14 protein-coding genes and 1 tRNA gene are annotated in these 19,554 nt (G+C 71.7%); 8 read left to right on the top strand and 7 right to left on the bottom strand.

Going from position 1 to position 19,554, the window contains the following annotated elements:
• Window positions 1–5: 5 nt before the first annotated feature.
• From ASG59_RS16305 to ASG59_RS16290, 4 genes are all read left to right on the top strand, one after another.
• The gene (locus ASG59_RS16305; protein ID WP_056281213.1) at window positions 6–509 is read left to right on the top strand and encodes a peptide deformylase; all 504 of its coding nucleotides are present in this window, start codon (window positions 6–8) and stop codon (window positions 507–509) included.
• A 95-nt stretch (window positions 510–604) separates the two neighbouring features.
• Entirely contained in the window at window positions 605–952 is a 348-nt protein-coding gene (locus ASG59_RS16300; RefSeq protein ID WP_156399280.1) for a hypothetical protein, read from the top strand.
• A gap of 88 nt (window positions 953–1,040) precedes the next feature.
• Entirely contained in the window at window positions 1,041–1,334 is a 294-nt protein-coding gene (locus ASG59_RS16295; protein ID WP_056410118.1) for a hypothetical protein, read from the top strand.
• Between the two features lie 159 nt (window positions 1,335–1,493).
• Window positions 1,494–1,754, top strand: coding sequence for a hypothetical protein (locus ASG59_RS16290; protein WP_244475733.1), 261 nt, complete (start codon window positions 1,494–1,496; stop codon window positions 1,752–1,754).
• 9 nt (window positions 1,755–1,763) lie between these two features.
• Here ASG59_RS16290 and ASG59_RS16285 read toward each other — a convergent pair whose 3' ends face one another.
• The 6 genes from ASG59_RS16285 to ASG59_RS16260 form a co-directional block, all read right to left on the bottom strand.
• Complete coding sequence (locus tag ASG59_RS16285; RefSeq protein ID WP_056410116.1) at window positions 1,764–2,060, bottom strand: hypothetical protein; 297 nt, start codon at window positions 2,058–2,060, stop codon at window positions 1,764–1,766.
• A gap of 167 nt (window positions 2,061–2,227) precedes the next feature.
• On the bottom strand, window positions 2,228–2,683 hold the full coding sequence (locus tag ASG59_RS16280) for a DUF2934 domain-containing protein (RefSeq protein ID WP_082528810.1): 456 nt from the start codon (window positions 2,681–2,683) through the stop codon (window positions 2,228–2,230).
• 100 nt (window positions 2,684–2,783) lie between these two features.
• A complete protein-coding gene (locus ASG59_RS16275) occupies window positions 2,784–3,158 on the bottom strand; it encodes a hypothetical protein (protein ID WP_055882708.1) in 375 nt (124 codons plus the stop codon).
• A 127-nt stretch (window positions 3,159–3,285) separates the two neighbouring features.
• Window positions 3,286–3,588 carry a hypothetical protein gene (locus tag ASG59_RS16270; protein WP_055882706.1) on the bottom strand — a complete coding sequence of 101 codons (303 nt, stop codon included), beginning with the start codon at window positions 3,586–3,588 and terminating at the stop codon, window positions 3,286–3,288.
• Window positions 3,589–3,705: 117 nt separating this feature from the next.
• Window positions 3,706–5,007, bottom strand: a complete 1,302-nt coding sequence (locus ASG59_RS16265; protein ID WP_082528809.1) for an arsenic transporter — start codon at window positions 5,005–5,007, stop codon at window positions 3,706–3,708.
• A 215-nt stretch (window positions 5,008–5,222) separates the two neighbouring features.
• Window positions 5,223–5,297 (bottom strand) — tRNA-Val (locus ASG59_RS16260).
• A 288-nt stretch (window positions 5,298–5,585) separates the two neighbouring features.
• Here ASG59_RS16260 and ASG59_RS16255 point away from each other — a divergent pair.
• The 4 genes from ASG59_RS16255 to ASG59_RS16240 all read left to right on the top strand — a co-directional run bounded on the left by ASG59_RS16255 (window position 5,586) and on the right by ASG59_RS16240 (window position 18,194).
• Complete coding sequence (locus ASG59_RS16255; RefSeq protein WP_056410111.1) at window positions 5,586–6,635, top strand: hypothetical protein; 1,050 nt, start codon at window positions 5,586–5,588, stop codon at window positions 6,633–6,635.
• Between the two features lie 77 nt (window positions 6,636–6,712).
• Window positions 6,713–8,821: a glycosyltransferase family 2 protein gene (locus ASG59_RS16250; RefSeq protein WP_082528833.1), complete on the top strand. Its 2,109-nt coding sequence runs from the start codon at window positions 6,713–6,715 to the stop codon at window positions 8,819–8,821.
• Window positions 8,822–9,405: 584 nt separating this feature from the next.
• Window positions 9,406–16,818 (top strand): type I polyketide synthase, encoded by a 7,413-nt coding sequence (locus ASG59_RS16245; protein ID WP_156399279.1) that lies wholly within the window; start codon window positions 9,406–9,408, stop codon window positions 16,816–16,818.
• The gene (locus ASG59_RS16240; protein WP_056410107.1) at window positions 16,815–18,194 is read left to right on the top strand and encodes an aminotransferase class I/II-fold pyridoxal phosphate-dependent enzyme; all 1,380 of its coding nucleotides are present in this window, start codon (window positions 16,815–16,817) and stop codon (window positions 18,192–18,194) included. Before ASG59_RS16245 ends, ASG59_RS16240 begins: the two co-directional genes overlap by 4 nt.
• Window positions 18,195–18,466: 272 nt before the next feature.
• Here the strand turns inward: ASG59_RS16240 and ASG59_RS16235 are convergent.
• A partial coding sequence (locus ASG59_RS16235; protein ID WP_244475748.1) for a polysaccharide biosynthesis/export family protein occupies window positions 18,467–19,419 on the bottom strand: 953 nt, incomplete at its 3' end.
• Window positions 19,420–19,554: the final 135 nt, after the last annotated feature.

Below are 19,554 nucleotides of genomic sequence, written 5' to 3'. Positions count from 1 at the left end.
TCGGGATGACCGACCCCGATCTCGTCCTCTATCCCGACCCGCGCCTCGGCCGGGTGGCGGCACCCGTCTGCGTCTTCGACGAGGCCCTTCGCGAGCGGGTCGAGGCGCTGGTCGGAACCCTGCGACGGGTGGCGGCCATCGGTCTGGCCGGGCCGCACATCGGCCTGTCCGAGCGTCTCGTCGTCCTCCGGATGGAGCCGGGCGAGGACGTGCGGATCTACGTCAACCCGGTGGTCACCTGGGCCTCCGACGAGCGCGCGGTCTTCGAGGAGGGCAGCGTCTCGATGCCCGGCATCCGCGAGGAGGTGGAGCGACCCGCCGCGATTCGCCTGGCGTACCGGGCCGTCGACGGCACCGCGCACGAGGAAGAGGCCGACGGCTTTCGCGCCGCCTGCCTCCAGCACGAGATCGACCAGCTCGACGGGATTTTCTGGATCGAGCGGCTCTCGCGCCTGCGCCGCGACCGTGCCCGCAAGCGGTTCGCCAAGCTGCGGCGCCCCGAGCCGTAGCCGCCGGCGCCGCGATCGCCCCCGCTGGCGGGGCGCACCGACCCCGTGATAGGCAAGGCCGCATGCGCGCGATGGTCCGAACGTCGGTTGTCTTGGTGGCGGGTCTGGCCGTCTCGGCCGCCGCCGCGGCCCCTGCCCGTCCCGTCCAGACCGCCGGCTGCCCGTCCCTGGCCAACCTGCGCATCCTCGCGCAGCGCAGCCAGGACGATGCCGCGGCCGCGGCGGCCATCCTGTCCGATCCGAAGGCCGACCACCTCGGCTGCAGCCTCCTCGAACCGGCCCGCATCGTGGCGGTGAGCGAACGCCTCGCCCTGGGCGGACGCGAGTACGAATGCCTCACCCTCCAGGGCACCGGCGTCTGCCACTGGATCCCGGCCGGCGCCGTGGCGCCCGGCCCCGCATCGCCGCCCGTCCGGGCTCCGGCCGAACGGACAAAGCGCTGAACCCCCTCCCCCGATCCGCACGGAGAAACGAGAGCCTATGGCGACCACGTCCCACAGCCGACCCACGACCCGTCGCCCCGCGCGGCCGATGGCGTCCCTGGCCCTGGGGTTCACCCTGGGCCTCGCCATCGCCGGGCCGGCGGTCGCGCAGGAGCCGGCGGTGGATGTCGTCGGTTGCGACACCCTCGTCGCCCTGCGGGTCCTGACCGCGGGGGCGACCTCGGCGACGGATGCGGCGGCCCATCTTTCCGCCCATCCGCAATGCCGGCTGATTCCGAAGGCCGGTCTCGGCGCCGTCAGTCAGCGCACGATGATCGGAGGCGCGCCCTTCGAATGCCTGGCGGTGAGCGGGTCGGACGCCTGCGTCTGGGTCGCCCCGTAACGGGAAAGACCGGATCCGGTCGCGCTGGCCACGCATTTTTCGAAAAGACCGTCGTTTTTTCGCGACCCGGTCTCCTGCGGTCGCTTTACCGGCCCGCCCGAACCGATCACCCTGGGTCGATCATCGGGGGGCGTGGAAATGGCGCGAGGAAGGCAGCGGATGTCCATGGGCGGCCTGTGGGCGGTCGGAGCGGCGATCGTGATGGCGGGCATCGTCGTGCCGGACGTCGCCCTCGCCCAGTCCCAACCGATCCGCAGCGCCCAGGACGCCGCCTGCCGGGACGAGGCCCGCAGCCGCGTCTTCACCGCGCCGGACCCCCAGGGCATCGGGCTCTACGCCGTCGGCCGCCAGATCTATACCGTTTGCATGAATAAACAGCGCCCCTCCGGCCGCACCAGGAGCCGCCGCGCCGGTCGCTGACGGCCCGCCTCAGCGCGGGATCAGGTGCAGTCCGTCGTCCGGAAGCAGGTTGCGGGCCGGGCCGCCGGTCTGCTGGCCGCGGCCCTGCTGGTAGTAGGGCAGTTCCGGTCGGCGATCGTTATCGCTGCCGGAGTCGTATTCCCAGGGCCGGTTCCAGGCGGCCCGGCCGCCGACTCCGGCCATGGGCCCCGCATCGACGAGTCCGCCACCGTAGCCGCCGGCGGCGACCGGCGAGGACGCCGCCACCGTCGCGACGGCGACGAGCGCACAGGCGCCAAGGCCAAACAGGGTCGGTCTACGGGGCATCGTCGGTGTCCTTCGCGCGCAGCGGTATCGATCGTTCTACGGTGTCTCGACAACGGCCAAGGTCGTCGCCCGTTCCTGATCCGGCTCGGGGGGCTGCGCAAACGAAACCGCCCGCCTTCCGAGTGGAAGGCGGGCGGTCCGTCGCCATCGATCCGAGATCGCGGCGATCAGTGCAGCGCAGCGCTCGCGGAAGCGGAGCGCTGCGACGTGCTGTTCGCGACCGCGGACTTGGCAGCGGAGGCCTTCGTAGCGGAGGCCTTGGTGGCGGAGGCCTTGGCCGAATCGGTCTTCGCCTTTGCGACCGTCTTGGTGGCCTTGTCGTCGGTCTTCGCCGTCTTGTCGGTCTTGGACTTCGCCGCCGCCTCGATGGCGGTCACGGCCTTGGCGCCGACGCCCTCGCCCCGCGCGGGGCGGGCCTTCAGGGTCTTGGCCGGGCTCGGCGCCGCACTGGTGGCCGGCACCGAGGGCTGCACCACGAGGAGGTGCGACTCGACCGTCGCGACGCGGGCGCCGAATTCGGCCTCCGCGCGCAGCCAATGGTCCTCGGCCCGTCCGAAGACCCGGCCTTCGTTCTCCCAGATGTGGTAGGCGCGCTCACGCACCCGCTGATCCAAGGCTGTCATGTCCGCTCTCCTGTCCGGAACCCTCCGGAACGATGGAAGCGGCTGGTTAACGAACGCTTAAATCCGGTTCCCGAAGGACCACCGCTCAAAGGACTGCCGCTCAATCGAAGCTGCGGCCCTTCGCGGAGGAACCGCCGAGGCTGATCTTCTTGGGAACCGGCGCGGCGGCGGGGCTCGGCGTCGGGGCGCGGGCCGGCTTGAGCTGCGACTGGCCGTGCACCACCGAGCCGATCTCGCCGGCCACCCGCACCAGGTCCTCGCGCTCGCAGGCGCGCGCCACGGTCAGGCCGAGCTGGTGCATGTGGCTCTTGCCGTAGAGGTAGACCGCGAGCTTCGCCCGGGTCGTGGCGGGGATCGCCGCCAGGATCTCGGGCAGGTCCTCCGGATCGGCCCGGTAGACCGAGCCGAGGAGGTCCAGGGGCACCGGGCAGTCCGGATCGGCCACGGGGCCGCTGGTGGGGTGCGATTGGGTCATGGGGTCACCTCGAGGGCGTGGGACGATGTCTGGGCGCGAGGGGGACGATTCCCGGCGCGCGATGCGCCGTGGATCGCATGGAGCCGCGGCCGATGGCCAGGGCACGCATGTCGCAAGGCGACCCGGCCTACGGGGGCGGGCTGGTCCGGGGCTGTGGCTGCGCCGCGCTCCGGTCCGGAACGGCGGGCGGGAGGTCCTTGAGGCAGCCCCGGCAGATGGAGGCGATGACGATGCGGGCCCTGGCATTGCTGCGCTCCCAGATCGCCTCCCGCGCCTGGAAGGCGCGGCGCGCGGCCTCGTCGGCCTCGCCGCGTCCGCTGCCGATGCCCTCGGGCGCCTCGCTGTGCGGACGGATGCGCAGGACGAGGGGCTCCTCGGCGGAGGCCGCCTGGGGCATCGCCAGGACGAGGGCGAAGAGAACGGGCCGCATGGTTCCCTCCGCATGTCCGGCCGACCGGTCCGCCGCCTGACGATCGTCGCGCCAGGGTTAACGCACCATGAACTGTCGCGCGCCGATCCGCTGGGTCGGCGCGCGGGGATCGGGCGTTCAGGGAACGAGGAGCAGCCCGCCCAGCGCCAGGAGCAGGGCCGGCGGCATGACCAGGATACCGAGCTTGAGGAAGCTCCATGCGCCCACGTCCAGGCCCTCTCGACGGATCGCCGTCAGCCAGAGGATGGTCGCCAGCGAGCCGGTCACCGAGAGGTTCGGGCCGATGTCGATGCCGATGAGGATCGCGCCCGCCACCCGTTCGGAGACGTCCGAAGCCTGGACCGCGGCCCCGGCGATCAGGCCGGCGGGCAGGTTGTTGACGGCGTTGCTCACGAGCGCCACCAGGACGCCGGCCCCCCAGGCGGCCTCGGCGGGCGCGGTGGCGGCGGCTCCCTTGAGCGCGTCCGACAGCATCCCGAGGACGCCGGTCCGTGCGAGGGCTTCCACCAGCACGAACAGCCCGGCGACCAGCGGCAGCACGCTCCAGGAGACGTCCTTGGCCACCGCCACGAGGCCGCCGCGCCGGATCGCCAGGACGATGAGCGTGGTGGCGAGGCCGGCCACGAAGGTCGGCGGGCCGAGGTCGCGCCCGTAGGCCGAGGCCGCGATGAGGACGCCGGCCGTGGCGACGATGCCGAGGCCGGCGAGCTTGCCGGTCCCCGACAGGGGCGCGGCCGCCACGTCGGTGGCCACCGTCTGCGCGGCCAGCACGCGGCGCTGGGTCAGGCGCAGGACGACGTAGGTGGCCGCCACCGCCAGCAGCGAGGGCAGCGCGAAGCGGGCGAGCCACTCGCTCAGCGGCGGCATGTGGGCCGCGTAGACGACGAGGTTGGCCGGGTTGGAGATCGGCAGCACGAAGCTCGCCGCATTGGCGATGAAGGCGCAGATCAGCAGGTAGGGCAGCGGGTTCTCGACCCTGGCCGCCTGGGTCGCGGCGAACACGGCCGGCGTCAGCACCACGGCGCAGGCGTCGTTCGAGAGGAACACCGTCACCACGACGCCGACGAGGTAGACGAGGGTGAACAGGCGCGTCGCCGAGCCCCTGGCCTGCCGCACCGCGATGCCGGCGAGCCAGTCGAACAGCCCTTCCTTCCGGGCGATCTCGGACAGCAGCATCATCCCGACGAGAAACAGGTAGACGTCGGTGCCCTTGAGGACGCCGGCCCAGGCCGAGGCCGGGGCGATCAGGCCGAGGGCGACGAGGGCGGCGGCTCCCAGCACCGCCCACACCGCCTCCGGCCACGCGAACGGGCGCAGGATGACGCCGAGGGTGGCCAGGGCGGCGATGCCCCAGGTCGCCAGATGCGCGCCCGGCACGGTCGAGACCAGGATGTGGGAGGCGAGGCCAGATGCGCCCATCCGCGGGGATGCCTTCGACGAGAGGGGATGGCCGGGCGGCGTCGGGTCGATCGTCCGGGGAGCCTATCTAGCGAGGTCCGCCGCCGCTGCAATCCTGCCGTGCGAGGCCTGCGCGGTCCGAAGGGCCTGCGCGGTCGCGTGCGACGGAAACCGGACAAGAAAAAAGGGCCCCGTCGAGGGACCCCGTTGTCTTCGGCCATTCCCGAGGAGGGGAATGGTGGGCGCGACAGGGATCGAACCTGTGACCCCTACCATGTCAAGGTAGTGCTCTCCCGCTGAGCTACGCGCCCGCACCGGAGCGATCCGCCCCGGCGAGGTGCGGCCTATAGCTTCTGCCCGATGGCGTTGCAAGCTCAAGCTGGCCGGGGACGGCAAGATAATCGGCGGCGGTCGTCCGAGCGAAGGCCGGCCGCCTCCCCTGGCGGGTGCCTCGCTGCATCCTGCGCGAAAGTGCGCTATGGGCTCGCGGGAGCGGCACGAGCCCCTGCGCACGATCCCCTGCGCACGACGGGGGATCGATGGCCGGGCGTGATGCGATGCCCACGAGGCGGGTGATGCGATGGGTCAGCGGCTGAGGAATGCGGTTCTACGTCGATCATGATCTCGGCCATGCCGTCCGCGGCTGGGTCGTTCCCGACAACCCGACCGCGATCGGTCGCATCGCCGTCGTCATCGAGGGCGAGCGCGTGGCGGAGATCCCGACCCGGGTGACGGACGACGCCATCCGGGCGGCCGGCTGGCATGCCACCGGGCAGTGCGTCTTCGTCGTGGAGGAGGCCGAGTTCCCCGGCCTGGCGCAGGCGCGGCGCGTCGAGATCTACGACGTCGAGACCAACGTCCTCGTCTATCGCCGGGCGCCCCACCCGAACGTCGTCCGCAAGAAGGTCGTCCTCGTCAACACGAGCATCCACCCCGAGACGGTGATCGAGACGGCGCTGTTCGACCACTTCCAGCAGAGCTACTTCGGCGTCGGCCGGTTTTCGGAGGAGGTGGCCCGGGTCCTGTTCGAGAGCCCCTGGATGACCTCCTCGTTCCAGTCGGGCGCGATCATCCTGCCGCGCTACGAGGGCTTCCTGCAGGGCGACGACACGCTGACGACCCTCCTCGTCCACGATCCCTTTATCGAGATGGCCACCCGCCTCCTCTGGCTGCAGGACCGCGCCGTCGTCGCCGCCGACCCGAGGCAGCGCTGGCGCCTGGGCAGCGTCGCCGAGGCGGCCGAATACGTGGCGGGGCACGCCCTCGACGACGCCAAGAGCCTCAAGCGGCTGTTCAGGATGCTGCCCGAGCCGGCCTACCACTTGCTCTTCAACCCCCTCACCCGGCTGTGCGGGACCAAGCTGCCCGACGACCGCGTGCATCCGGGCAATTCCATCGTCGCCATCGAGGTTCTGTCCCGCGTCGGCATCGTCGGGCACCGCCGCTTCTTCAAGGCGTTCATGACCACCCTCTACGACCGCCTCGGCATCCTGGAGCCCGTGCCGACGCCGGCACCGATTCCCGATGCGGCGCGCGCCCTCGCCGAGCGCCTGCGGGCGGTCAAGCTCGCCGAAGACATGCTGGTCTTCGACATCGCCATGTCGGACGCGGTCCTCAACGCCGTCTCCAAGGGCTGGAACGACTCGTGACGAACGGTCCGGTCGTGGTCCGGTCGCCGCCCTCGGTGCGGTTGTCCCGCGGCGTCGGGCGGCGCGAAGCCCTGTCCATGAGCCGCGACGGGCAAACCTTCTGGCTCGACCTCGCCGGTCGCCGCCTCGCCGGGACCTGGGTGACGATCCGCCTGCGCGACGCCGGCAGCGGCGGCGTCGGGCGCTTCCTGCTCGATGCCGTCTCTTCGGGGCCCGACGGCAGCGTCGTCCAGAACCTGCCCGAGACGGCCCAGGGCAACGACAGCTTCGGCTGGACCGGACGCCTGCCCGGCGCCCTGCTCGGCCTGCGCCTGACGCCGCTCTCGCGCGACCAGCCGGTCTCGGTCTCCGACCTGTCGATCCGCCGTCGCCGGCGCCCCTCGCTCCTGCTCCAGGCCTTCCTGCGCCAGCCCACCCTGACGTCGAAGGCGCTCTACTGGCGCTGCCTCGGTCTCAAGGTGCGGGCCCGCGGCTTCCTCGCCCGCGCCCTCGGCCACCGCGGCGAGACCGCCTATCGCGAATGGATCCGCCGCTTCGACACGCTCCACGAGGCCGACCGGCGGCGGCTGCGCCAGGAGATCGCGGAGTGGCGGGATCCGCCGCTCCTGTCCGTGGTCATGCCGGTCTACGATCCGGCCCCCCGCGTCCTGGCCGCGGCCCTGCGCTCGGTGCGCCGGCAGATCTATCCGCACTGGCAGCTCTGCCTCGTGGACGACGCCTCCACCGACCCGGCGGTCCCGCGCCTGATCGCCCGCCACGCCGCGCGCGACCCCCGCATCCGTGTCCTTCGGCGTGATGAGAACGGCCACATCGCGCGGGCGACCAACGACGCCATCGCCATGGCCGAGGGCAGCCACGTCGCCTTCCTCGACCACGACGACGTCCTGGCCGAGACCGCCCTCTATCAGGTCGCCGCGGCCCTGCGGGCCGATCCGGCCCTCGACCTCGTCTACAGCGACGAGGACAAGATCGACGGACGCGGCCGCCGGTTCGAGCCGCATTTCAAGTCGGACTACAACCGCGAGCTGCTCTACGGGCAGAACTACATCAACCACCTCACCGTGGTGCGACGCGAGACGCTGCTGGCGGTGGGCGGACTGCGGCCGGGCTTCGAAGGGAGTCAGGATCACGACCTGCTGCTGCGGCTGTCGGCCGGGCTCGACCCCGCCCGGGTGCGGCACATCCCCAAGGTCCTCTACCACTGGCGGGCGGCGGGCGGCTCGGGCACCTTTTCGGACAGGGCCCTGGCCCGGGCCGAGGCCGCACGCCTGCGGGCGCTGGCGGAGGTGGTGGAGCCCTCGGGCGGGCGGGCCGAGCGCGGTCCCTACGGCTTCAACCGGTTGGTCCGGCCGGTGCCGCAGCCGAGCCCCCTCGTCTCGGTGATCGTGCCGACGCGGGACCGCGCGGAACTGCTCGCGGTCGCCCTCGACGGCCTGCTCGAGCGCACAGCCTACGGCCCGCTCGAGGTGGTGGTCGTCGACAACGACAGCCGCGAACCGGCGACCCGCGACCTGTTCGCGCGCTACGCGAACGAGCCGCGGGTGCGGATCGTGCGCGTGCCGGGAGCCTTCAACTTCTCGGATCTCTCGAACCGCGGCGCGGCCGCGGCGCGGGGCAGCGTGCTGCTGTTCCTCAACAACGACATCGAGGTCGTCGAGGAGGGCTGGCTGCGCGAACTCGTCTCCATCGCCGTCGATCCCGAGGTCGGGGCGGTCGGCGCCAAGCTCCTCTATCCGGACGGCACCCTGCAGCACGGCGGCATCGTGCTCGGCATCGGCGGGGTCGCCGGCCACAGCCACCTCGGGCTCGATGGCGACGACCCCGGCTACTTCGCGCGCATGACCCTGTCGCAGGAGGTGTCCGGCGTCACCGGGGCCTGCCTCGCCATGCGGGCCGGCGTGTTCGCGCAGGTGGGGGGGTTCGACGCCGAGCATCTCGCCGTCGCCTTCAACGACGTCGATCTGTGCCTGCGGGTCAGGCAGGCGGGCTACCGCATCGTGTGGACCCCGCACGCCCGGCTCATGCACCACGAGTCGAAGAGCCGCGGACCCGAGGACACGCCCGAGAAGCGGGCGCGGTTCGAGGCAGAGATCCGCGTGATGCACGACCGCTGGGAGCCTCAGCTACGGTCGGACCCGTTCTATAATCCCAATCTGTCGCGGGTCTCGGCGCATTTTCGCCTCTGAACGGCCCCTCGGAGCGGCGGCGTTGCGTCGCAACACGCTCGCTCCGGCATTCGCGGGGGCACCGGGCATCGCGATCTCGCCAGGCTCGGACCGATCGTTCGTCCTGCATCGACACTACAGCGGCGGCTTCGGGCAGAGTTGCGCGATATCCCCGCCCTGTTCGGGATGCCGCCGTCCGGCCAGTGCCAGGGCCGCCGTGTCATCGCGCCAATGAGGCCGCCGCAGCCATGTCCTCGTCGATGCCTCGACTGCGGCTCGACGGCTGACATCGCCCATCCGCCTGTGGACGACGGCGGCGCGACGGTCGCGGAACCCGACCGGGTCGGAGGATTATGGCCGTTGTTAGGTTTCGGTGAGGTCGAAACCTGAAATTACAGTGAAGATCGGCGCTGTCGATCCTGCAATCCCCCGGGGGTACCATTGATGAATACGTGCCACAGGTCTTTCGTTTCATCCACCGAATGGGCTTGGCTATTCGGACCCGGGTTGGACAGCGTCGTGAGTGCATACTAAGGGTGACGGTGATCGCCACCTTGGGGGGCGGTCGGCTTTGTTCCCCGTTCAAGAGCGTGTGCGAACCGAACGTGACACAACGTACAGACATAGCGATCATCGGCCGGTCGTGCCGCCTGCCCGGTGCTCCGAGCGTGGACGGCCTCTGGCAGCTCCTCTCCGAAGCCCGCTGCGCCGTCAGCCGCATTCCGGACGATCGCTGGGTCCTCGACCGCTTCGGGCACCCCCGTGCCCAGGAGCGCGGCAAGAGCTACACCTGGGCCGCGGGCGTCCTCGACGACATCTGGTCGTTCGATCCGGCGGTGTTCGGCATCTCGCCGCGCGAGGCCGAGCAGATGGACCCGCAGCAGCGGCTCCTGCTCGAACTCACCTGGGAAGCCCTCGAGGATGCGGGCCTGCGCCCCTCGGGCGTGGCCGGCAGCGGGATCGGCGTCTTCGTCGGTGCCTCCTCCCTCGACTACGGCAACCTGCGCGTCCTCGATACCGCGTCGGGCGACGCCTATGCCGCCACCGGCAACACGCTCTCGATCCTGTCGAACCGCATCTCCTACATCTACGACCTCAAGGGCCCGAGCTTCACGGTCGACACCGCCTGCTCGTCCTCCCTCGTGGCGCTCGATGCCGCCGTGGCGGCCATCGCCAGCGGGCGGATCGACACGGCGGTCGTGGCCGGCGTCAACCTGCTCGCGAGCCCGTTCAACTTCATCTGCTTCTCCAACGCCCAGATGCTCTCGCGCCGCGGGCTGTGCAGCGCGTTCTCGGCCCAGGCCGACGGCTACGTCCGGTCCGAGGGCGGTGTCGTCCTCGTGCTGCGCTCGGCCAAGGCGGCCGCCCGCGACGGTAACACCGTGCGCGGCGTCATCGCGGCCAGCGGCGTCAATTCCGACGGGCGCACCACGGGCATCTCCCTGCCCTCCGGCTACGCCCAGGGCGAGCTGCTGGAGGCGGTCTACCGCGACGCGGAGGTCGATCTCGACCGGCTCGTCTTCGTCGAGGCCCACGGCACCGGGACCCAGGTCGGCGATCCGATCGAGGCCGGCGCCATCGGCGGCCGGCTCGGCCGCCCGCGCCAGGCGCCGCTGCCGATCGGCTCGATCAAGAGCAACATCGGCCACACCGAGCCGGTCTCCGGCCTCGCCGGCCTGCTCAAGGCCAGCCTCGCCCTCGAGCACGACCTGCTGCCGGCTTCGCTCCACGCCGATGCCCTCAACCCCGACATCGCCTTCGACGACCTCAACCTGACGGTGGCGACCAAGCCCCTGGCCCTGCCGCGCAACGGCGCCGAGCGGTTCGCGGGCGTCAACTCCTTCGGCTTCGGCGGCACCAACGCCCACGTGATCCTCACCGACGCCGCCCCGGTGGCGGCGACGGCGGGCGAGACGCGGGCCCCGGAGATCCTGCTGCTGTCGGCCCAGAGCCGGGCCGCCCTCAACGAACTCGCCCTCGATTACGCCGAGCGCCTCGATGGGGCCGAGCCGGCCGAGATCGACCGGGTCGCGGCCGGCGCCGCCCATCGCCGCGAGCGCCTGTCCGCCCGTGTCGCCGTGCCGCTGCGGGCCGACGTGGTCGGCGCCCTGCGCGGCATCGCCGAGGGCGAGGAGCACGAGGCGGCCGTGGTCGGCACCGCCGTGGACCGCTCGGCCGAGGTCGCCTTCGTCTATTCCGGCAACGGCAGCCAGTGGGCCGGGATGGGCCGCGAGGCCTATGCCGAGAACCCGGTCTTCCGCACCGCCTTCGACCGCATCGACGTGCTCTTCGTCGCGTTCTCGGGCTGGTCGCTGAAGGAGGCCTTGTTCGCCGAGGACCTGGAGGAGCGCCTCGTCCAGACCCGCGTCTCCCAGCCCCTGATCTTCGCGATCTCCAGCGCCTCCACCACCGCCCTGCGGGCCTCGGGCCTGAATCCGAGCTACGTGCTCGGCCACAGCGTCGGCGAGATCGCCGCGGCCGAGGCCGCCGGGATCCTGAGTCTCGAACAGGCCGTGCGGGTCATCTTCTACCGCAGCCTGCACCAGGAGACGACGCGGGGGCTCGGCACCATGGCGGTGCTGCTGGCGCCGGTGGAGGAGATCGAGGTCTTCCTCAAGGACTACCCGACCCTCGACATCGCCGCCTACAACAGCCCCAAGGCCGTCACCGTCGCCGGCCCGGTGGCCGCCATCGACGCGGCCATGAAGGCGCTGGCGCGCAAGCGCCGCCGCGGGCGCAAGCTCGACCTCGAATATCCCTTCCACGGCCGGTTGATGAACCCGACCGAGAAGCCGCTGCTGCGCGATCTGGCCGGCCTCAAGACCCGCGCGGGCACCACCGCCATGGTCTCGACGGTCACCGGCACGATCCTGGCCGGCAACCAGTTCGGCGCCGGCTACTGGTGGCGCAACATCCGCGAGCCGGTCCGCTTCTGCGAGGCGGTGCAGGAGGCGACTCGCCGGGGTGCGCGCATCTTCGTGGAAGTCGGCCCGCGCGCCGCGCTGCTCTCGCACATCGGCGACGCCGTCGAGCCGCTCGGCATCGAGATCGCCACCGTCGGCGTCATGAACCGCAAGCCGGCCGGCGGCGATCCGATCGCCCGCGCCATGGCGCTGGCCCTCGTCCAGGGAGCTGCCGTCGACGAGGCGTCGGTGTTCGGCGAGAACCCGGCCGGCGACGTCGCGCTGCCGCTCTACCCCTGGCAGCGCCGCAGCTTCCGCCTCGCCGAGACCACCGAGGGCGTCGGCGGCCTCACCGCGCGCCAGTTCCATCCCCTGGCCGGCTCGCGGGTCGCCCCCGACGGCCTCGACTGGCACGGCCACGTCGACGTCGCCACCGTGCCCGAACTCGACGACCACCGCATCGAGGGGCAGGCCATCCTGCCCGGCGCCGCCTTCGTCGAGATGGCGCTCAGCGTCGCCCGCGAGGCGACCCGCAGCGACGCCGTGGTGCTGGCCGAGCTCGAGATCCAGTCGCCGATGGTGTTCGGCGAGGACTCCCTGCGCGAGGTCACGGTCCGCCTCTCGGGCAGCGGTAACCAGATCCAGATCCTCAGCCGTCCGCGCCTGACCGCCTCCCCGTGGCAGCTTCATGCCTCGGCCAAGATCGTCGACGGCGCCTATGCGGTGCCGAAGCGGGTCGACATCCATGTCCCGGCCGACCATGCGGTGTCGGGCGCCGAGCTCTACCGCCGGGCGGCGGCGTCCGGCCTCGGCTTCGGCCCGAGCTTCCGGCAGGTCGCCCTGAGTGCGCGCATCGACGAGACCACCATCGTCTCGGAGCTGGTGCCGGCCGAGGCCGACCCGCGCTTCGCGCTGGTGCCCTCCCGGCTCGACGCCTGTTTCCACGGGTTGATCCTGCTGTTCGCCGATCTCCTCGGCGAGGATTCCAACAAGGCCTACGTGCCGGTGCGGTTCGGCGAGATCCGGCTCGTGAAGCCCGGCGCGGTGATCGCCCGTGCGATGATCAACACCCGGCGCTGCAACGAGCGCAGCATCCTGGCCGACTTTACCCTGGTCGACGCCGAGGGCGAGGTCGTCGCCACCATCCGCGAAGGCCGGTTCCAGGCCCTGCGGGCCAAGGGCGGCAACGATCTGGCCGCCTTCGCGATCGCCCAGCGCCCCGAACTCGCCACCGAGCCGACGGCCATTGCCGCCTCGCGCCTGCCCGGCATCGCCGAGATCCTGCGGCCGCAGGCCAAGGCCGCCCGTGCCGCCGCCGAATCGCCCTTGGCGCCCGGCCACCTCCTTCTCGAAGGCTGGGCCACCTCCCTCGCCTATCGTCTCGCCGAAGGCCTGCAGCGCGCGGGCGCCGTGGCGGTGGACGAGCGCGTACCCGAGGCCATGCGCCCGTGGGTCCACAACGCGCTGTTCGCCCTGGAGAGCAGCGATCTGGCCACCCTCGACAACGGACGCTGGACCCTGCGCAAGGACGTGTCGCTGCCCGCGCCCGACGAGATCATGCGCTGGATCGCGTCCGATCATCCCGAGCTCTCGGCCGAACTGGTCCTGGTCGCGGACATCGGCGCCGTGGTCGGCCGGCTCCTGGCCAACGAACTCGATACCGTGCCGACCCTGTCGCAGAACGCCCTCGATGCGTTCGTCCTGCGCAGCGCCACCGCCCGCGCCTCGGCGAACGTGATCGCCGGCATCGTCACCGCCTGCCGCGACCACCTGCCGCGCGACCGCGCCCTGCGCCTCCTCCAGGTCGGGTTCGGGCCGCTCTCGGCACAGGTCGCCGCCTTCGTCGACGGGATCGAGGCGCAGCTCACCGTGTTCGAGGCCGACCGGCGCCTCGCCGAGCGTGCCCGCCTCGCCCTGCCGCGTGGTGTCACCGTCGTCGAGGATCCCGCCGAACTGGCGATGGCCGGCTTCGACCTGATGCTGGCCAGCGACGTCCTCCACCGGGGCGACCGCGGCCTCCTCAACCGGCTCGCCGAGACGCTGGCCACCGGCGGCGTTCTCCTGGCCGTGGAGCCGGCCGCCTCGCTGTTCCGCGACCTCGTCTTCGGCCTGACGCCGGGCTGGTTCCAGTCCGACACCGACATGCCGGTGGGACGCCTCGACGACATCACCGGCTGGCAGCGCTCCTTGAGCGACACCGGGCTGGTGCGCGTGGCCGTCGACCGGGCGGTCTCGGCCAACGGCGACGACCTCCTGCTCCTGGCGGAGGCGCCGCCCCGGCAGCGCCCGGCCGCGGGCCAGAGCTTCGCCTTCGTCATCGGCTCGCACGACGCCTTCGCGGCCGAGACCGCTTCCTCCCTGGCGACCCTGCTCGTCGCCAGCGGCGTCCACGTCTCGATCATCCTCGATTCCGAGCAGTCGCTGCTCGAACTCGAGCGCGACACCCCCGATACCGTGGTGTTCCTCGCCGGGGCCTTCGGGCGCGAGGGCGAGGCCTCCGACCGCCTGCGCGACCGCTGTCTCAGCCTCAAGCGCTGCGTCGAGCATCTCGGCTCGCGCCAGACCCGCCTGTGGGTGATCTGCCCCGGCGCCACCCGCGACGGGACGATCGAGGGCAGCGCCGTCGAGACCGGCGTCTGGGCCTTCACCCGCACGCTGGCCAACGAGGTCGCCAATCTCGACGTGCGCCGGGTCGACCTCTCCGCGGAGAGTTCGTCGAAGCGCTCGGCCGAACGCCTGCGCGACCTCATCCTGTCGGGCACCCCCGAGACCGAGATCGTCCTCGACGACGACCGCACCCGCGTCATCCGCTTCACCCCCGGACAGGCCGCGCGGCGGCCCGGCGCCGACGCGGTGCCCGCCCCGGCCGCGCGGCTGGAGCGCAGCAATACCGGCGGCCTCAACGAGATGGCCTGGGGGCCGGCCGAGCGCCGCGCCCCCGGCCTCGGCGAGGTCGAGATTGCGGTGGAGGCCACCGGCCTCAACTTCCGCGACGTGCTCTGGGCGCTCTCGATGCTGCCCGAGGAGATCCTGGAGGACGGGTTCGCCGGTCCGCGCCTGGGCCTCGAGGTCGCCGGCCGGGTCGTCTCGATCGGTCCGGGCGTCAAGGCGTTCAAGCCCGGCGACCCGGTGGTCGCCTTCGCGCAATCGGGGTTCTCGACCCATATCGTCGCCCCCGAACTCGTGGTGGCCCCGAGCCCGCCCGGCCTCGACGCGCAGGCCGCCGCCACCGTGCCGGTGGCCTTCCTCACGGCCTATTACAGCCTCGTCACCTGCGCCCGCCTGCGGCGGGGCGAGTGGGTGCTGGTCCACGGCGGCGCCGGCGGCGTCGGCCTCGCCGCGCTGCAGATCGCCAAGCTGAAGGGCGCGCGCGTCATCGCCACCGCCGGCTCGCGGGAGAAGCGCGCCCTGGTCAAGGCGCTGGGCGCCGAGCACGTGCTCGATTCGCGTTCGCTCGCCTTCGTCGACGAGGTCCGCCGCATCACCGGCGACGGCGTCGGCGTGGTCCTCAACAGCCTGTTCGGCGAGGCGATGGAGCGCAGCCTCAACGTCCTCAAGCCGTTCGGCCGCTTCATCGAACTGGGCAAGCGCGACTACGTCGCCAACACCCACATCGGCCTGCGCCCGTTCCGCCGGAACCTCTCCTACTTCGGCGTCGACCTCGACCAGGTGCTCCAGCACCAGGGCGAGGACGGAGCCCGCCTCTTCCGCGAGGTGATGGCGCTGTTCAAGGAAGGCGGCCTCAAGCCCCTGCCCTACCAGCCCTTCACGGCCGACGAGGTCTCGGACGCCTTCCGCCTGATGCAGCAGTCGGGACACGTGGGGAAGATCGTCATCGCGCCGCCCAAGGCCGGCAGCGTGATGGTGGCGCGCACGACACCGTTCACGGTCTCGGCCGAGGGCGTGCACCTCCTCACCGGCGGTCTGGGCGGCTTCGGCATCGAAGCGGCGCATTGGCTCGCCGACCGCGGCGCCCGCCGCCTCCTCCTGGTCGGCCGCAACGGCGCGGCGAGCGACGAGGCCAAGGCCGCCGTGGCCGCACTGCGGGCCAAGGGCGTCACCGTCGAGGCGCGCGCCTGCGACATCACCGATCGTGCCGCCGTGGAGGACCTGATGTCCGGCATCGAGGCGGACGGCGGCCGGCTCGCCGGCGTCATCCACGGCGCCATGGTGCTGCAGGACGGCCTGATCGCCAACATCGACGCTCCCGCCCTCGACGCGGTCCTGCGTCCGAAGGTGGTGGGTGCCGAGCATCTCGACGCGGTGACCCGCGGTCGCGACCTCGACTACTTCGTGCTGTTCTCGTCGGCCACGACCTTCATCGGCAACCCGGGACAGGGCGCCTATGTCGCCGCCAACGGCTTCCTCGAAGGCCTCGCGCGCCAGCGCCGCCGCCTCGGCCTGCCGGCCCTGGCCGTCGCCTGGGGCGCCATCGGCGACGTCGGCGTGCTCGCCCGCAACCGCGCCGTGATGGAGACCCTGGCCGGTCGTGTCGGCGTCACGCCGATGGACGCCCGCCGCTGCCTCGACCTGATGGCCGAGGCGCTGGAGAACCAGGGCCGCGAGTCCGACGACGCGGTGATCGCCATCGCCTCGATGCACTGGGGCAAGGCCCGCGAGCGCCTGGCGACCATGCGCTCGCCGAGCTACGCCGAACTCGGCTCCGACCAGCAGATGGACGCTGGCACCGTCACCGCGATCCACATCGGCGCCCTGCTCAAGACGCAGGATCTCGACACGGTGCGCAAGACGGTGGCCGACGCCATCGTCGAGGACATCGCCCGCATCCTGCGCCTGCCCAAGGACGACATCAGCCGGGTGCGCCAGCTCTCCGAGATCGGCCTCGACTCCCTGATGGGCGTCGAACTCGGGGCGAGCCTGCAGGAACGGTTCGCCCTCGAGGCGCCGCCCTCCGGCATCTCGTCGGGCCTCACGGTCACGGAGCTGACCGAGACGCTGATCCAGTCGGTCTCCGCCCCGGTGGACGATGCGGCCGCCGCCGTCATGAGCCTCGCCCAGCGCCATGCCAGCGAAGGGGTCGACGTGCGCAGCCTCCAGCCCTTCCATGCGCTGGTGGAAGAGAACAGCCTCGACATCAAGGAGATCCTGATATGACCGACACGGCGAGACCGGACGGCGGTCGTGCGGCTCTGGCGGGCTTCGTGACCAATCGGCTCGGGCGCACCGCCAACGCGGTCCGCCCGGCGGCCAAGGCCAACGAGGCCGGCTCCGGCGATGCGGCGGTCCAGCGCTTCGAATCGCTGCCGGGTTACCGCGAGCTCAAGCTCCAGCGCTCGGCCGCCAACCTCATCGGGCTCGGCAACCCGTTCTTCCGGGTCCACGACACCCGTGCCGGCGCGACCACGCGCATCGACGGGCGGACCTTCATCAACTTCTCGTCCTACGACTACCTCGGCCTCAACGGGCACCCTGACATCAACGAGGCCGCCCGCAAGGCGCTCGACGAGTTCGGAACGTCGTCCTCGGCGAGCCGGATCGTGGCCGGCGAGCGCCCCGGGCACCTCTCCCTGGAGCGGGCCCTGGCCGAGCATTACGAGACCGACGCCTGCGTCGTGATGGTGAGCGGGCATGCCACCAACGTCACGACCATCGGCGCCCTGATGGAGCCGGGCGACGTCATCTTCCACGATGCGCTCATCCACAACAGCGTCGTCACCGGGGCCAAGCTCTCGGGCGCGCAGCGCCGCTCCTTCGCGCACAACGACCTCGATTCCCTCGAGACCCTGCTCGGCGCCACCCGGCACGAGCACCGCCGCGCCCTGATCGTGGTGGAGGGCCTCTACAGCATGGACGGCGACGCGCCGGACCTGGCCTCCCTCGTCGCCCTCAAGGAGCGCTTCAACGCCTGGCTGATGGTCGACGACGCCCACGGCCTCGGCGTGCTCGGGCGGACCGGCATCGGGTTGGCCGAGCATTGCGGCGTCGATTCGCGCTCCGTCGACATCTGGATGGGCACGCTCTCGAAGACGCTCTCAGCCTGCGGCGGCTACGTCGCCGGCCCGGCCGCCCTGATCGAGTACCTGAAGTGCACGGCCGGCGGCTTCATCTACAGCGTCGGCATGTCGCCGCCGCTCGCCGCCGCCGCGGAAGCCGCCCTGGGCCTGATGCATGCCGAGCCCGAGCGGGTGGAGCGGCTGCGCCAGAACGGCCAGCTCTTCCTCGCCTGCGCCAAGAAGCACGGCCTCGATACCGGCACGAGCCTCGGGCTCGCGGTGATCCCGGTGATCGTCGGCGATTCCCTGAAGTCCGTCACCCTGTCGGACCGCCTGTTCAAGCGCGGCATCAACGTGCAGCCGATCATCCATCCGGCGGTGCCGGAGCGGGCCTCGCGGCTGCGGTTCTTCATGACCTCCGACCACACGCCCGAACAGATCCGCGAGACGGTGACGGCGGTGGCCGAGGAGCTCGCCGACATGGAGAAGGGCGGATCGCTGATCGAACGCCTGATGGCCAAGCGCGGCGGCGCCTGAGCGAAGCCCATGTCCGCATCACGAAGTGATCAACCGTGAACGGTATGACGCACAGGCCCGACGCCTGGCCTCGTCGATCAAAGGCTCCCGGTCTCCGGGAGCCTTTTTCGTTGGGGCCCCGACTTTCTCAGCGCACGCCCGAATAGACCGCCGCGCCGGCCGTCAGCGGGCTCGCGACGGTGGAGAACACGGAGAGGACCTTCTGGACCTCGGAGAAGGGTGCGTTGGAGACGTAGATGAGGTCGCGGTTTCTCATGCGGAAGGCCTGGGTNGGGCTCGCGACGGTGGAGAACACGGAGAGGACCTTCTGGACCTCGGAGAAGGGTGCGTTGGAGACGTAGATGAGGTCGCGGTTTCTCATGCGGAAGGCCTGGGTGAGGAACAGGCTGTTGGGGTCGCGCATGTTGATGCGGTAGACGACGGGCACGAGGTTGGTGGCSAGCAGSGGGCTGTCGGGCTTGAGGCGGCGCACGGCGCTGGCGGGCTCGAAGCGGAAGATGAAGGCGCCGGCGGGGTCGGCGAGGTTGTCGGACAGGCCGCGCGACTTGGCGAGCGCCTGGGCCAGCGTGATGCCCTCGGCCGAGAACGGGATCTCGGTGGCGTTGCCGAGCGCGCCGACGGCGAGGAAGGTCTGRGGGTCGCGCACCAGGGTGAGGACGTCGTTGGGGCGCAGGAAGATGTTCTCGCGCGGGTTCGAGACGATGGTGGTCATCGGCACGGTGGCGGTGAGGTTGCCGCGCGAGAGGCGCACGAAGGTCTCGTTGACCGGCGCCTTGACGCCGCCGGCGCCGGCGACGACGTCGAGGATGCGGTCGCCCTTGCCCGAGAGCGGCACGCGGGCGCCGGCGGCGACCTCGCCGGTGACGGTGACCGACTGCGAGATCGGCCGGGTGACCGAGACGAGCACCTGGGGCTGGATGGCCTTGCCGGCGAGTTCGCTCTCGATGAGGGACTGGACGTCCTGGGTGCGGCGGCCGGCGACCTGGATGCGCCCGGCGTAGGGCACCGAGATGGCGCCGTCGCGCGAGACCACCTGCTCGGGGATCATCGCCGACTTGGAGCCGGCCGAGAAGCGGTCGGCCACCAGCGGCCCCGAGAACAGGCCGCCCGAGCCCGCCTCCCACACCGAGACCGCGACGTAGTCGCCGACCCCGATCACCGGTTCGAGCGCGGGCCGCCGGTCCCCGAACGAGGCCAGCAGGCTGTCGAGCGCCCGGCCCCGCATCGCCTCGATCACGGCYGCGTCGAGGTCGACGATCTCGTAGCGCGCGAACGTCCCCTGCGCCGTCGTCACGTCCGCCCCCTCCAGAACGGCGCTCGTCGTCGGACCCGCCGCAGGCAGGATCGACGAGCAGCCCGA

It is taken from the genome of Methylobacterium sp. Leaf466 (assembly GCF_001425565.1).
GTDB lineage: Bacteria > Pseudomonadota > Alphaproteobacteria > Rhizobiales > Beijerinckiaceae > Methylobacterium.
The sequence above is the reverse complement of the archived record's forward strand: the minus strand, read 5'-3'. Positions and strand labels throughout refer to the sequence as shown.